The organism is Phormidium sp. FACHB-592, from assembly GCF_014695795.1.
Classification (GTDB): domain Bacteria; phylum Cyanobacteriota; class Cyanobacteriia; order Leptolyngbyales; family Leptolyngbyaceae; genus Stenomitos.
In genome coordinates this window covers 156,309-169,284 of the sequence record NZ_JACJOZ010000046.1, presented here as the reverse complement: position 1 = coordinate 169,284, position 12,976 = coordinate 156,309, and the positions used below count along the sequence as shown (strand labels likewise).

15 protein-coding genes are annotated in these 12,976 nt (G+C 51.5%); 8 read left to right on the top strand and 7 right to left on the bottom strand.

Translation table 11 applies throughout. The annotated features are described in order from the left end of the window. Positions 1–83: 83 nt before the first annotated feature. Positions 84–398, bottom strand: a complete 315-nt coding sequence (locus H6F86_RS13035; protein WP_190449026.1) for a hypothetical protein — start codon at positions 396–398, stop codon at positions 84–86. Between the two features lie 173 nt (positions 399–571). Between H6F86_RS13035 and H6F86_RS13030 the strand changes: the two genes are divergently transcribed. The 3 genes from H6F86_RS13030 to H6F86_RS13020 all read left to right on the top strand — a co-directional run bounded on the left by H6F86_RS13030 (position 572) and on the right by H6F86_RS13020 (position 2,857). Beyond that, positions 572–1,363: a PIN domain-containing protein gene (locus tag H6F86_RS13030; RefSeq protein WP_190449025.1), complete on the top strand. Its 792-nt coding sequence runs from the start codon at positions 572–574 to the stop codon at positions 1,361–1,363. 69 nt (positions 1,364–1,432) lie between these two features. Next, complete coding sequence (locus tag H6F86_RS13025) at positions 1,433–1,912, top strand: hypothetical protein (RefSeq protein ID WP_206756035.1); 480 nt, start codon at positions 1,433–1,435, stop codon at positions 1,910–1,912. A 354-nt stretch (positions 1,913–2,266) separates the two neighbouring features. After that, the gene (locus H6F86_RS13020) at positions 2,267–2,857 is read left to right on the top strand and encodes a gamma-glutamylcyclotransferase (RefSeq protein WP_190449023.1); all 591 of its coding nucleotides are present in this window, start codon (positions 2,267–2,269) and stop codon (positions 2,855–2,857) included. 7 nt (positions 2,858–2,864) lie between these two features. On the opposite strand, the gene H6F86_RS13015 is transcribed toward H6F86_RS13020, so the two are convergent. The 4 genes from H6F86_RS13015 to apcA form a co-directional block, all read right to left on the bottom strand. Beyond that, a complete protein-coding gene (locus tag H6F86_RS13015; RefSeq protein WP_190449022.1) occupies positions 2,865–3,017 on the bottom strand; it encodes a hypothetical protein in 153 nt (50 codons plus the stop codon). Positions 3,018–3,478: 461 nt separating this feature from the next. Beyond that, positions 3,479–3,682, bottom strand: a complete 204-nt coding sequence (locus H6F86_RS13010) for a phycobilisome linker polypeptide (protein WP_190449021.1) — start codon at positions 3,680–3,682, stop codon at positions 3,479–3,481. Between the two features lie 354 nt (positions 3,683–4,036). Continuing rightward, complete coding sequence (apcB, locus tag H6F86_RS13005) at positions 4,037–4,525, bottom strand: allophycocyanin subunit beta (protein ID WP_190449020.1); 489 nt, start codon at positions 4,523–4,525, stop codon at positions 4,037–4,039. A 57-nt stretch (positions 4,526–4,582) separates the two neighbouring features. Beyond that, positions 4,583–5,068, bottom strand: coding sequence for an allophycocyanin subunit alpha (gene apcA, locus H6F86_RS13000; RefSeq protein ID WP_190449019.1), 486 nt, complete (start codon positions 5,066–5,068; stop codon positions 4,583–4,585). A 354-nt stretch (positions 5,069–5,422) separates the two neighbouring features. Here apcA and cbiB point away from each other — a divergent pair, with 354 nt between their 5' ends. Further along, entirely contained in the window at positions 5,423–6,421 is a 999-nt protein-coding gene (gene cbiB / locus H6F86_RS12995; protein WP_190449063.1) for an adenosylcobinamide-phosphate synthase CbiB, read from the top strand. A gap of 24 nt (positions 6,422–6,445) precedes the next feature. Here the strand turns inward: cbiB and H6F86_RS12990 are convergent, their stop codons facing one another. Then, a complete protein-coding gene (locus H6F86_RS12990; RefSeq protein WP_190449018.1) occupies positions 6,446–7,990 on the bottom strand; it encodes a pentapeptide repeat-containing protein in 1,545 nt (514 codons plus the stop codon). A 148-nt stretch (positions 7,991–8,138) separates the two neighbouring features. Here H6F86_RS12990 and H6F86_RS12985 point away from each other — a divergent pair, with 148 nt between their 5' ends. Continuing rightward, on the top strand, positions 8,139–9,008 hold the full coding sequence (locus H6F86_RS12985; RefSeq protein ID WP_190449017.1) for a prephenate/arogenate dehydrogenase: 870 nt from the start codon (positions 8,139–8,141) through the stop codon (positions 9,006–9,008). Positions 9,009–9,116: 108 nt separating this feature from the next. Here H6F86_RS12985 and H6F86_RS12980 read toward each other — a convergent pair whose 3' ends face one another. After that, a complete protein-coding gene (locus H6F86_RS12980) occupies positions 9,117–10,070 on the bottom strand; it encodes a PHB depolymerase family esterase (protein WP_190449016.1) in 954 nt (317 codons plus the stop codon). 287 nt (positions 10,071–10,357) lie between these two features. Between H6F86_RS12980 and H6F86_RS12975 the strand changes: the two genes are divergently transcribed. The 3 genes from H6F86_RS12975 (at position 10,358) to H6F86_RS12965 (ending at position 12,970) form a co-directional block, all read left to right on the top strand. After that, entirely contained in the window at positions 10,358–11,125 is a 768-nt protein-coding gene (locus H6F86_RS12975; protein WP_190449015.1) for a hypothetical protein, read from the top strand. A 397-nt stretch (positions 11,126–11,522) separates the two neighbouring features. Beyond that, a complete protein-coding gene (locus H6F86_RS12970) occupies positions 11,523–11,735 on the top strand; it encodes a hypothetical protein (RefSeq protein WP_347240288.1) in 213 nt (70 codons plus the stop codon). A gap of 8 nt (positions 11,736–11,743) precedes the next feature. Continuing rightward, complete coding sequence (locus tag H6F86_RS12965) at positions 11,744–12,970, top strand: MltA domain-containing protein (protein ID WP_242033501.1); 1,227 nt, start codon at positions 11,744–11,746, stop codon at positions 12,968–12,970. The last annotated feature ends 6 nt before the right edge of the window (positions 12,971–12,976 follow it).

Sequence of the window (12,976 nt, the reverse complement as noted above, 5' to 3'; positions counted from 1 at the left end):
AACCCAAACTTTGAGGCTCAATTGAAGCGCCAGAGCGAACTCAAAACGTTCTCCCTACTCCTACTGCCCACTCCCCAAGTTGTTCATCCTGCTGCTTGGACTGGACGCTGATTAGGGTTCGTTGAGGTCGGGGTCTTGCTCCGACTTGCTGCTGGGTCAACGGCGTTCAGTTCAATGTGATTCAGTAAGGTCGTCACGAAGGCAAAGAGCAAGAACGGTAGAGTTAGTACTAGAATTAAGCCAACGACAGAAATTGCATAAATTGGCTTACTGGCTCCCATCAATGCTAGTGCTGATGCCAAGCTCAAAAAGATAACGATCAACCAGACAATGATCTGACCGTAAATGTCGCCGAATGATAGGGTGCATACTAAACGATATCTTGAAATGTTGCTCATAGCCTACCTCTAGGACGGAATGTAAACCTATACGGTAAGGCTTTCTGCTTACTCCTGGATCATTTCTCAATCTTTCAGCAACGAATGTTACGCAGCTTCATATTTAGATCATTTATCCTTGCAAATCCTCTCAATTTAAGCCTGATTCTCACCCTCTTTTTTATAATGCTGCTATGGCTGCCCTCCCTCCCTTTCTAATTTTGCTTGACATCAGTGCGCTTATGGCGAGTGGTGCAAAACACTGGCAAGAATTTTCGCGCCTTGGAGAATGCTTTATTCCTAAAGCGGTGCTAGAAGAAATTCAAATGCTATGCGACCACGCGATCGAGCCTGCTCAGTCGCGCACCGCAAAGGAATTTATCCGCTTTTTCCCCCAGAGTGGTTGGAAAGCTACGACGTCGATCGCCCAACATTCCGCCCTCAAGCCTGCTGAAGGACACACGTTAAGTAAGAAGAGTCGGCTGTCGTTAACAACAGCTCAAGCAGCATATGGGCTGGCGCGTAACCGTCCAGAAGGTTTAGTGGTTGTAGCCGCCAACGATCAGGGGTTGATTCAACGCTTGCGGATGTTGAACACGCCTAACCTGTGTGGACTACCGCTAACTGTGCTGGTGCAATGGAGCCGCTCGGCACGTAAGCCGCCCGTTGTGGCAAACCAACTCCATCTAATGCGTTTAACGGTTGGAGCAGTCGTACCAGCGACCGCTAGTAGAGCAACATCGGCGGCGGTTGTAACACGACAAAAGCCGAGCCAGCCTGTACAGAGCTACTCTCAATCAGTGGTTCGACAACCAGTGGCTCGGCAACCAGTGACTCGGCGATCGTTTCGTCCTGGACAAATCTTTTATAATCTACTGACAGTAGCGCTCGTGGCGGTTGCTGTCTTAGCCGCGTGGCGAGTCTTGCACCCCACTACCTTTAATAAGCTATGGCAGCAGATCCCAGTCGTAGGACGAAGCTTTTAAGACGATCGTTCAAGTCCTGTTGACTTAACGTCAAGCGATTCGGTGTTAGGAAATAAGCGCTTCGTTTATATGAGGCACCTACTGTTGCAGCCCTTTTCCGCTCCGTTAGAATCGCGGTTTCTATCAGCCCTACAGCGATTGAGGCGAGTTAGTCTGTCGATCGTGTTCTTGGGGCTGCTGTTAATGGGGTTGCTACTGCCATCCCGTGCGCTGGCTCAACCGATCACGTTCGTTACAGTTGGCACGACGCTGGGTAGCCAGAATTTTGCAGGTCAGTCGATCGCAAGTGTTACAAGCGAAATGCCCGCGATCGTAGTGGCTCGTCTGCGTCAAGACTTGAGCCAACGCACCCAATTGCCGCTGGCAAAGCTAAAGCTTATTGAAGCCGAACCAAAGACCTGGAATGACGGTTGCTTGGACATGGCAGCACCAGAGGAAATCTGCACTCAAGCACTGGTTAAAGGATGGCGAGTGGTTTTCGCGAATGCCAACCAACGCTGGATCTATCGCACTGACCACCAGGGGCGAGTCCTGCGTCTGGAACGCTAATAGTCACCCTGAGATGTCTTTGGCAACAGCGAAAACACTCCAAAATCAAGACCCTCTAGAGACTAACAGTGCTAACACCTCTAGTGAAATCTACTCAAATAACCATGAAGCTTGCGCTAAGAGCTACGTAAGGATAGCGCACTTGCTGAAGAGTCGATAAATTGCTTGCCATGATCAGGCGTTCTACAAGAAGTTGAATTAAACTTCAGCAAAAGCAGCATTTTTGTCTCAATCACTGCTTCTATTGAGGTTTGCCTCCTCCGGTCAGATGAATCTACAGTTTTCTTATCGGAATAGGGTACTCTAGGTTGTAAGATCGCTCGAAGCTTTTTCGTCCCACTCCCCCTAAACGTAATGGTCAAATCCTTCGATCGCAGCAAAGCACAGGCTCCGTTGATTGCCCAAGAGACCGTTCAGCAAACGCAGGTTCACCCTATTGAGCCAACGTTTTACTACTTTGCCTATGGTTCTTGCATGTGCCCTGTTGATTTAAAGCGCACGCTAGGTGAACTAACGCATCCGTTTGTGCTGGGACCCGCCACACTGAAGGGTTATAGGCTTGGCTTTTACCGTCGATCGCTTCATCGCAACTGTGGTGTACTGGATGTAGTGAAGGACCCAACCGCATCGGTAGAAGGGGTTTTGTACCAATTGCCTTGGCGCTTGAGCGATCGCCTGGATGAACGTGAAGAGGTTCCTAGCGGCGGCTATCGGCACGAAACAGTCGAAATACACTTCCAGAACCAACCCTATGCCAATGTACGGACGTATGTAGTGGTTGATAAACTTGACGAGGAAATGGCACCCAACGACTGGTACTTTAACGTCGTACTGCGGGGTGCCGTTACATGTGGCTTACCAGAGCAATACTGCTGGCAACTGTTTAACCATATGCACCAGCTTCAGCAGCGTCATTGGCAGACCCAAACACTGCGGTCTGCGTAACTCTGCTCTAGTGAAGGGAATCCATAAACTCTGATAAGGCAGAAAAAGTTTCCAGGGTGCCAATAATTAGATCGCCATTAGCATCCATTGAAAAGTCTTGCCCTAGCGTAAAGCCACCCTTGATCAAAAAGATGACGAGTGATAGCTTGAAGTCGTCCATAACCGTTGCTGAGAAACACTTGAATCCAAAGTGACACAAGTGCCTGGTGGAAACCATCTACCTGTGGGACTAGAGCCGTTCTTGACTGAATGTGATCTTCGATCAGAGTTAGTAGCAGACGTAAGTAAACTGAGGCTATTGGGGCGACGGCAACCTTTCTGTTTACAAAGCCTGAGCGCTATCGGCTGACGTCTCCTGTCTGCACTAAAGCAATTGCCCCACCGCTAGATCTAGCAATGGGGCAAGGAAGTTGTTAGTGGCATTAATGGGTTTTCTCGATCGCTGCTTCTACGTTTAATGCAGCTAATGTCTGATGGCTGACTAAAGAAAACGGCGATCAATTGCAGTTGGGGATCGAGATTGTTCGGCTCTTTATCGTCATGCTGAAACAGATGTTACTTGCTGCCTCAGCCGCGTCTGCCGAACGAATTCACACCTTTTCATTCTGCATTAGTTACGGGTTACGCAAGCCCTGTGTTCGCTCCAGGCTTACCTGTTGCTAGTTCAACCTTAATAATTTTGCCGCCCTGTTTTTGAATGCGTTGCTGCTCACGAAACCAGTTATCGTAGGGCACTAACTTTGTAAAGTAAGTGTTTTGCAGTTCTCGCTGCGTGCGAATGCGAGTCTGACTAGGAACACAAGCAGTAATTTTAAAGAAGCGCATAGGAATGATTTCTCCTAAGTAAGGGCGTAACAGTAAGGGCGTAAGGGAAGAAATTTTGCATCTGAACAAAAGTAGCCGTCATTACCAGGAAACAGTTGCTTTCTTGCAACTAGCAGTTTCACCTAACGGTCAAATGAACGGTTTTCAATCAGCTTTAGAGGCGGTTGGAGGAGAAGTTTGGAAGTCGAAAGTCAATGTTAGATCGTTAAAACCAAGCGCTTACAGCAATTAGCCTTTGACAAGCTAGCACTCACCCTAGACTTCCAAACCTTCTAAAAGCGTTGAAGGCTAAGTTTTGAGTTTTAAGTTAAAGCAACCTATAACTCACCACTTGCTATGCATCGCTTTTCAGGACTAGCTCAAGCCAGAGGAGATGTAGTCGAGGTAAACACCCAACTCTTTACCAGCGTCAGAACCAACCAAACCAGCCGCAACTTCTTTGATGGCTTGGATTGCTTGAATGGTCGCAGCAATGGGAACGCCCAAGGAGTTGTAGGTTTCTTTCAAACCGTTGAGCACGCGCTCATCCAGGATGGAAGGATCGCCAGCCAGCATGGCATAGGTTGCGTAGCGGAGGTAGTAGTCGAGGTCGCGGATGCACGCAGCATAGCGACGGGTGGTGTACATGTTGCCACCGGGACGAGTGATGTCAGAGTACAGCAAGGATTTTGCCACTGCTTCTTTGACGATCGCAGCCGCATTCGCGCTAACGGTGCCTGCTGCCCGAACCCGAAGTTCACCAGTGTTGAAGTATGCCTTCAACTTTTCTAGTGCGCTGCTGTCCAGGTATTTGCCTTGAACGTCAGCGGAATTGATTACAGAAGTGATTGCGTCTTGTGCCATGATTTTGAGTCCTTAGAATTTCGTAATCTTCAAATACTTAGCAGTATGCAGAAATCATTACTGCATAGCGCCAATGACGTAATCGAAATAAGCACCAGCTTCAGCCGCATCTTCACCGGACAGCAGACCAGATGCAACACTCTTCATTGCACGAATGCCTTCTGCAACAGCAGGGATGGGGGTGCCTAGAGAGTTGTACATCTCACGTACGCCGACAATACCGATTTCTTCAATCGGAGTTACATCACCAGCAACCACACCGTAGGTCACCAGACGCAGGTAATAGTCGAGGTCACGCAGGCAGGTAGCGGTCATTTCTTCACCGTAAGCGTTGCCGCCGGGCGAAACAATGTCGGGACGCTTTTGGAACATTTGATCGCCAGCTTGCTTGATGATACGCTCGCGGGATTCGGTCAATGTTTGGGCAATCCGCAATCTCCGTTCGCCGGTGGTGACGAAGTTCTTGATGCGATCGAGTTCGCCAGGGCCGAGGTAGCGAGCTTCAGCATCTGCATTCACGATCGATTTCGTGACAATACTCATTGATGGATTCCTCCAGAAGAATGTAACCGTTGGTGTTACTGGCCGTGGTTAGAGGGAAAAACTTCCACTCAGGCTGAATCTATCCTGAAACCAGGGCAGCCTCGCCGGGACTCCCGTCGCGGATGACCACAATGGTTTCGATCGATACGCTTGCAGCACTCAGAAACATCTGCATCCAGACAAGCATTAAGCATACCTGAACGCTTAGAGAACCTGAACACGTGAGTCACGCACCGATGTCAGACTCAATTACCACTCGTAGTTAATTTTGCGGCATAGCGCTCCCTGTCCCTGGGGGGACGTAATAGATTGTAATATTATCCTCATGTTTAGCGGGAGCACGCTCGTCTGTCCATTAGCACGTTTTATGCCTCTACGCGCGTTTCTTCGATCGCGATTTTAGTTTTTGCAGCAGCGCTGGATTATCTGATTGGCGATCCTAAAGGCTGGTGGCATCCAGTACAGGGGATCGGCTGGATGATTGCTCACTTTACCCGATTAGCGTTTTCTGCTTTGCACACCCCAGCTGCGTTGCGTTGCGCTGGAGTCGTTCTGGGTGGCAGTTGCATCGTGGGCAGTGGGTTGGTGGGTTGGTTAGTGGTGGCGATTGCCAATCACCTTGAGCCGCTATTGGGCACCGTTGTTGCAACTATCCTACTAGCAAGCTGCTTTGCCGCCAGAAGCCTAAGAGACGCAGTAAGCGACGTGTTAGAACCGTTGGCAGTAGGGGATCTAGTCAATGCCCGTTTGCGCTTGAGCCAATACGTGGGTCGTGACACCGATCGCTTGATCATTCCAGACATCTTACGAGCCATGTTTGAGACCGTGACAGAGAACGCAACAGATGGAGTGCTTGCGCCGTTGTTCTACGCTCTGGTAGGGGCCATGCTGCCGGGTATTGGTAGTGTACCGCTAGCGCTGGCATACAAAGCCTCTAGTACGCTGGATTCAATGGTTGGTTATCGTGATGCGCCTTACACCGACTTAGGCTGGTTCAGTGCCAAAACAGAGGATGCCTTGACCTGGGTTCCCTGTCGACTGACGGTGCTGACGATCGCTCTGCTCTCCCGAAGACCGCTCCACGTCTGGCGGCTTTGTCAGCGCGATGCACCCCAAGACCCCAGCCCCAATTCTGGCTGGAGTGAATGTGCCTATGCCGCCGCTTTAGACGTTCAGGTGGGTGGAATCAACTGGTATCAGGGCGTTGCTAAACTCAAGCCGTTACTAGGTAATGCCGTGCAGCCCATTACCGCAGACACCCTCGATCGCGCCCTCCAACTCACTCGCTGGAGCGTCTTACTCTGGCTTACCGTCTTCGCGATCGCCTTTCAACTGTGGAGAGTTTTGGGTTAATTTAGCCTTCAGCCTCCTCTCCCCTCACCGCCCATGAAAGCCCTGAATAAAATTGACTAACCCAGTCAACGAGGGAAGAATGGGTGCAGCCGTGGAGTGAGGGGCGATCGTCCCTCCAGCGGGATCAATGGCTATCATCCGTTTGCCAAAGAGTGGATGGCTATACAAAGGCAAGCTTTGATTGGTGGAATTAACCAGCGTTGTTTTTGTTGGAGCTTGAAAGAAGGGAATCTTGCCAAGTGCTTTCAGGGAACCCTCTGAGAGCTTAAAATCACTGACCTGTGTCAGCGTTTGCGTCAGCGTTGTTTTGAATGGTTGGAACCACTCCAGCACAGCAAATCGCTCCTCTATTTCCACCGACAGCAGCAGCTTCAGAAGGGCGATCGTCCGGCTTTGGACTTCTAGTGCATCCTTAAAGGGCAACAGGGCAAAGCAGCACATCAAAAAAAGCTGATCATCGCGGTGTAGCTCAAACGTTAGCGTTGTACGGCGACGACCAACCTGAATATGAGGCGGGTTGGCTATCAGGTTGTAGTGCTGTGCCACCTGCCGATACGTGACTGCCAGCGCATAATGGGCATCCTGGTTAAAAACTTCGTCGATGATCAGGCGCACCGTGGGCGGCGCAGCATGAAAAAATGTGGTTTCCTCACCAGAAAAGCGGTAAATACTGCTCTGATCCCCGATCGGGCTGAGGTCAACCCACTCACAGATCATGCCATCAGTTTTTACACCAAAGCGCGGTACATCGTAGAGCTTTGCCCCTGTGAGGGTGGCACCACTGAGATCAGCCCCTACCCAGTCTGCGCCAATCAGGTTTGCCCGTGTGAGATCGACGTGTACTAACGTAGTGCCAATCAGGTTCGTGTTGCTCAAGTTTGCGCCCGTCAAGTTTGCGCCGCTCAGTTTGGCACCACTGAGATCAGCCCCACTTAGGTCAGCACCGCTCAGGTCAGCCCAACGCAGGTTTGCACCACTCAAGTTAACCCCTCGCAGATTAGTACGACTAAGGTTCGACTGTCGTAATTCGGTGCTGCTGAGGTCGGCACCACTACAATCGGCGCTGCTGAGGTCACTACCGTGGAGGTTCGCTTCAGCAAGATTTGCGCCCGTAAAAACAGTCCATTTAAGGTCAGCGCGGCTAAGGTTGGCGCTGCTCAGGTCGGCATTTCTGAGTTTGGCATCTTTGAGGTCGGCTCCACTTAAATTGGCGTTGCTCAGGTTCGCACTACTTAAGTCTGCTCTAGTCAGTTCCGCTCGTACAAGGGATGCTTGGCTCAAGGTAGCGCCCGTTAAGTCAGCAAGTGTGAGATTGGCAACATTCAGAATGGCTTCGTGCAGGTTCGCGTTGGTTAGGTTTGCGCCACTAAGTTTTGCCACGTTCAGTTTCGCTTTGCTTAAGTTGGTGCCGCTTAAGTTGGCTCCGCTCAGATTTGCCACGCTCAAGTTCGCACCACTCAAATCAGCCCCACTGAGATCAGCACCGCTCAGGTTGGCTTCGTTTAAGTTGACGCCAGCGAAGGTGCGTTCACCTGCTGCATATTTTTTTAGGACATCCTCAGCTTGCATTGAAGAGTTACCGTTGTGACGATCGCACGTTGCTCCGAAGCTATCCCATGCACGTATAGAAGTCTCTTAGTGTATCTATAAATGATTCAAGCGTGAGGGGCAACCAACGCTAGAATGCCCGCATTTCAAGTCAGATTGGCATAGCAGTATGAAGATTGGCATCGTTGGGTTGGGATTGATTGGCGGTTCGTTGGGTTTAGCGTTGCGATCGCACGGTCATACGGTTTTTGGTGTGAGTCGTCAGGCGCAAACGTGTCAGCGTGCGATCGCCCGTGGAGCCGTAGATGATGCCAGCCTTAGCCTTGCGCTGATGGCAACGGTTGATGTTGTCTTTCTGTGCACGCCGTTGGCAGCAATGCAAGCAACGGTTGTCGCGCTCAAGCCTCATCTGGCACCTGAGACGGTGCTGACGGATGTTGGGTCGGTAAAGGGCTGGGTCGTGAAGACGATCACGCCGCTCTGGTCTAACTTTGTAGGAGGACACCCAATGGCGGGTACTGCCGATAGCGGTATTGAAGCAGCGCAGCCAGATTTGTTTGTTAACGCAGCCTATGTGCTAACTCCTACTGAAGCAACTCCAACAGCAGCAGTACAGCGTGTTGAAGACTTGGTGCGTCCGTTGCAAACACGACTGTATCATTGCACTCCAGATGACCACGATCGCGCTGTTGCCTGGATTTCTCACCTGCCTGTTATGACTAGCGCTAGCCTCATTGCCGCTTGCCGTGAAGAAACCGATCCAGCCGTTTTGGGATTGGCACAAATGCTTGCCAGTTCTGGCTTTCGAGATACTAGCCGTGTGGGCGGTGGTAACCCCGAACTCGGTGTCATGATGGCGCAATATAATCAAGCCGCCTTAACCCGATCGCTCCATGCCTACCGGAATCAGCTTAACGAGGTCATTACCCATATTGAGCACGCTGACTGGCGATCGCTAACAGTATTGCTAGAACAGACGCGACAAGCACGCTCAGGTTTTTTACGAGAGGGGGGAGGGAGTGAAGAAGTGAAGGGGTGAAGAAGTAGGGGAGTAGGGGAGTAGGGAGGGGTCTGAAAGCTGAAAGCTAAAGAGGTGCGTTGGCAATGGTGGCTCGTAACGGCTGACTGATCACCGAAAGCGCTCCCTTTAGCCTTGCTTCAACTGATGCCTCTGGAAAAAGTTCCAAATTTCTTCACTGCCATTGAGCAAAGCTGCTGACCCAGAACCACCTCTGGGCCAGACGTGCCCAACCCCTTTTAGTGTCACTAGCGCGACTTCTGAGCCACCCTGACAGTTGGGATAGCGGGCAATCTCAACCCGATTCCCGACGAAGCGCTTGACGGCTGCGGAAGCTGGGCAGTTGTTGTAACGCTGCCAGAAGTCGATCGTGCCTGGTACAGACAGAATCGAGCCATACCCCAGGTTGCCGCCTTGCCAGGGCACCTTCTGATCATCAGTACCATTAATCATCAGCATGGGCACAGGCGTTTGGGGGTCGCATGAGCCTTTTAGCTGGCTAGGAAGGGTAGCAACTACCGACGCAAAAGCAGCGATCGGAGACGACGTTTCGCAGGCAAGACGCTGTACCAGAAAGCCACCATTCGACACACCAGTGGCATAAACTCGGCGCGAGTTGATCGCACGATTGCGCTTGATATGTGTGATCAAAGCAGGAACAAAACCAACATCATCAACGCCGGTCAGCATCTTGTTGAGTGGGTTCCAGCGGCGCTTGATGCCATCGGGGTAAACCACGACAAAACCCTTCTGTTCTGCCACTTCGTTCAAGCCAGAACCGTTCGCCAAATCTTTGCCCTGTGACCCATAGCCGTGGAACGCCAACACGAGCGGCAGAGGGTGATCGGGTCGGTACGCTTTTGGTGTATAGAGGCGATACGTTCGCTGTTGCCCTTCGTAGGTCAGCTCGCCTGTAGAGTCTCCGACTGTAAGCGGTTGAGCCGCAGACGCAGCATCTGACTGTGGCTGATTAGCACGATCGCTCACTCGCGGCTGGCAAGCAGCTAAGCAGAAAGCGCTCAGGATCGCGAGCGGTAACGGCATCGATCGCACAAAGTGCCGCTTACAACCAAATAAATTCATTACTAGCTCCGTTGAGCGTTAAGGATTCAACTGTACTAAAGCGGCATCAATGCAGTGCTTAGACTACTTCATAACGTCAAAGTTTTATCGAGTCAGCGTAACAACAATTTACAAAACAGAGGCCTGTCTCTAGATTGATTGTTTCGCCAACACGTAAAGGGCGTAGCTAGCTTAAAAAGGGTATGCAAGCCGTTCATCTCTGGCTACAATGTGCCAACAAAGGGCGGTCAGTCAGAACGTAGCGGCTTTAGTGACGCTGTTTTAAACCCCATGAGGCAGAGCGCAGAATGGCTATTATTGCCCTGAAAGCCTGGTATCTCCAGGAATATGAGCCGATCAAAGAATTAGAAAAGCGTCCCCATGATCTGCGTCTAAGCAAAAATAGCTTGCTAAAGTCGGGATTACGGGCTGACTTTTTAGAAGACAGTGCGGATGTTAAGCAAGCTGTTTGGTTTCAGCGTTATCTGGAAGGCGAAGCTGTCGAGTTTTACATTGAGGGCAGCGGTGGCTATGCGATCGCCAATATTGACCTCCAAAGCCACGAGATCTACTTCTCTAAGCAAGATGCCCTGACGCATCTGGAGCCAACAATTTTTCTCTGCTATCAGACCGAATATGCAGAGTCCAGCGATTTGCTGCGCGAAGCGTTGCAGTCCCTTCTGGAAAAGCTCAACCCACGATCGCGCCTGCCCTTAACCCTGGTCGAGTCTCATCGTCTGACGGATGGACCCACGCGCTTAAGCAGCAAGCTCATGCGATCAATTCGCCAAAGCTTGCTGTTTATTGCCGATGGTACGTCGATCGCCTCTATTGACAGCACGCCGCCCCAGATCATCCCCAGCCCCAAAGTCTGCGTAGAAGTGGGCTATGCCTTGCAATGTAAACGCGCCGAGCAAATTATCCTCACTCAGATGGAGCGCTCCGACCTGCCTGGACAGTTCCCGTTCGATCTCCCCAGTCAACATCGCCTTGTCTTTAAAGACAAAGCCCAACTCCATAAAAGCTTGCCCACTCTAGTGCAGACACAGCTTCAGCGGTTTAATTTGTTGCCGTGATGCGGCAGAGGGCAGAAGGCAAAAGGCAAAAGGCAAAAGCTGCTGGCTCCCCCTTTCTCTTCTTCACTCTTCTACTCCTTCACTCTTCCACTTCTTCACCCCTAGTCCCCACTTCTAAGATGCTGACCTTTGAACACTAATAGCTGACCGCTGATAGCTGATTGCTGATTCTGGGCAATGTTTAATGTAATCAACTCATGCAATCAACCCAACTACACCGATAATTGGGAAGGTTCTCACGCATTTAAGGGAACGGACTATGACAGGTAACATCAATCAACCACGACCAGGCGATGCTGTAGCAGGTGCTTCAGGTGTGCCTAACCAGGGAGCTGCTCCGGGCGATCGACGGAGTAAATATGCCCGCACGCCTACTGAATATGCGGTTCACCTCTTAATTGATGGTGGGCATCGCGAAGAAGTGCGGTTTGCCACGATTCAAGAATTTCAGAAATGGTACAGCGGCGAACTAGTGCCCAAAGCGAGCTCCAACGACTTCATCACAGTGCCGATTAAGAATGTGCAGGGAGAGTACATGGTGCTGCGTCCCTCACGTGTTCTGGGCGTGCGGGTGGAGCCAGTCTTTAGCTCTAGCGTCGAGCGGTTTTGAGCAACGGCATGACGAGGGCAATGCTAACGGCTAGTCAGTGGACGATCGCCTGTGCAGGATGTTTGCTGCTGGGCGGACTGCCGTTAGCACTATCGCAACCAGCACCAGCGCCGTCAGAAGCGCCGCCCGATCGCCCGTCGCCTGTCCTGCCTAAGCCGACTAACACCGCGAAACCGCTACTACCGAGTGCGCCATTCCCAAAGAAATCACAACTTCTGGGTGACTTCAGCACACGGGACGATCGTCGAACGCTGCTAACGGCAGTTGACCACAGCTTGCGCTATCTGCAAACAGAACGGGCGATCGCAGGCTATCGCCAGTCTCGTGTCTCTGGTATTTCCCGCGAGCGGGTCTATCAAAGCCTCAAACGCTTTCGGCAGTTGTTGCTGACTCAACCATCGGCAGCAGCGTTACAGGCGGCAATCGAACGAGAATTTGTGGTTTATCAAGCGGCGGGCAATGATGGTCAGGGCACTGTAGCTTTTACAGGCTATTTTGAGCCTGTCTATACCGCTAGTCGCCTGCCGACTGTAGAGTTTCGCTACCCATTGTTTCGGGTGCCGCCAAATCTAGCAAGCTGGTCAAAGCCGCATCCGACTCGCCTCCAGCTAGAGGGAGCCGATGGTTTGCAGCGCCACAGCCGACTGAAGGGGCTGGAACTTGTGTGGTTGCGCGATCGCCTAGAAGCCTTTTTGATTCAGGTGCAAGGCTCGGCACGACTGCAACTGACCGATGGCAGCGTCATGACGGTGGGGCACGCTGGCACAACCGACTATCCCTATACGGGAATCGGGCGCGAACTGGTGAAGGCAGGCAAATTCAAGCTCGAAGATCTGACGTTGCCCCGGCTGTTGCAATACCTGGCAGACAATCCTGCCGATCGCGATGTGTATCTGCCCCGTAACAACCGCTTTGTCTTTTTTCGACCAACAGGCGGTGCTGCTGCCACAGGCAGTATTGGCGTACCTGTGACGGCAGAACGATCGATCGCCACGGACAAAACCAAGTTTCCACCCGGCGCGATCGCCCTCATCCAGACCCAGATCCCCTACGTCAATGCAGCAGGGCAATTAGAAAATCGTGTAGTCAGGCGCTATGTGCTGGATCAAGATACAGGCGGCGCGATCAAAGGTGCGGGACGAGTCGATCTATTTATGGGCACGGGTAAACTAGCAGGCGATCGGGCTGGACTCATCAACGCGACGGGGCAACTCTATTACTTGCTGCTGAAGTGAGTGGTT

Excerpts from the sequence above, each read along its gene's own strand:
- H6F86_RS13035 (WP_190449026.1), bottom strand. The coding sequence starts at position 398 with ATGAGCAACATTTCAAGATATCGTTTAGTATGCACCCTATCATTCGGC.
- apcA (WP_190449019.1), bottom strand. The coding sequence starts at position 5,068 with ATGAGTATTGTCACGAAATCGATCGTGAATGCAGATGCTGAAGCTCGC.
- H6F86_RS13025 (WP_206756035.1), top strand. The coding sequence starts at position 1,433 with ATGAGGCACCTACTGTTGCAGCCCTTTTCCGCTCCGTTAGAATCGCGG.
- H6F86_RS12985 (WP_190449017.1), top strand. The coding sequence starts at position 8,139 with ATGAAGATTGGCATCGTTGGGTTGGGATTGATTGGCGGTTCGTTGGGT.
- H6F86_RS13015 (WP_190449022.1), bottom strand. The coding sequence starts at position 3,017 with ATGGACGACTTCAAGCTATCACTCGTCATCTTTTTGATCAAGGGTGGC.
- apcB (WP_190449020.1), bottom strand. The coding sequence starts at position 4,525 with ATGGCACAAGACGCAATCACTTCTGTAATCAATTCCGCTGACGTTCAA.
- H6F86_RS12965 (WP_242033501.1), top strand. The coding sequence starts at position 11,744 with ATGACGAGGGCAATGCTAACGGCTAGTCAGTGGACGATCGCCTGTGCA.
- H6F86_RS12980 (WP_190449016.1), bottom strand. The coding sequence starts at position 10,070 with ATGAATTTATTTGGTTGTAAGCGGCACTTTGTGCGATCGATGCCGTTA.
- H6F86_RS12990 (WP_190449018.1), bottom strand. The coding sequence starts at position 7,990 with ATGCAAGCTGAGGATGTCCTAAAAAAATATGCAGCAGGTGAACGCACC.
- H6F86_RS13030 (WP_190449025.1), top strand. The coding sequence starts at position 572 with ATGGCTGCCCTCCCTCCCTTTCTAATTTTGCTTGACATCAGTGCGCTT.
- H6F86_RS12975 (WP_190449015.1), top strand. The coding sequence starts at position 10,358 with ATGGCTATTATTGCCCTGAAAGCCTGGTATCTCCAGGAATATGAGCCG.
- H6F86_RS13010 (WP_190449021.1), bottom strand. The coding sequence starts at position 3,682 with ATGCGCTTCTTTAAAATTACTGCTTGTGTTCCTAGTCAGACTCGCATT.
- H6F86_RS13020 (WP_190449023.1), top strand. The coding sequence starts at position 2,267 with ATGGTCAAATCCTTCGATCGCAGCAAAGCACAGGCTCCGTTGATTGCC.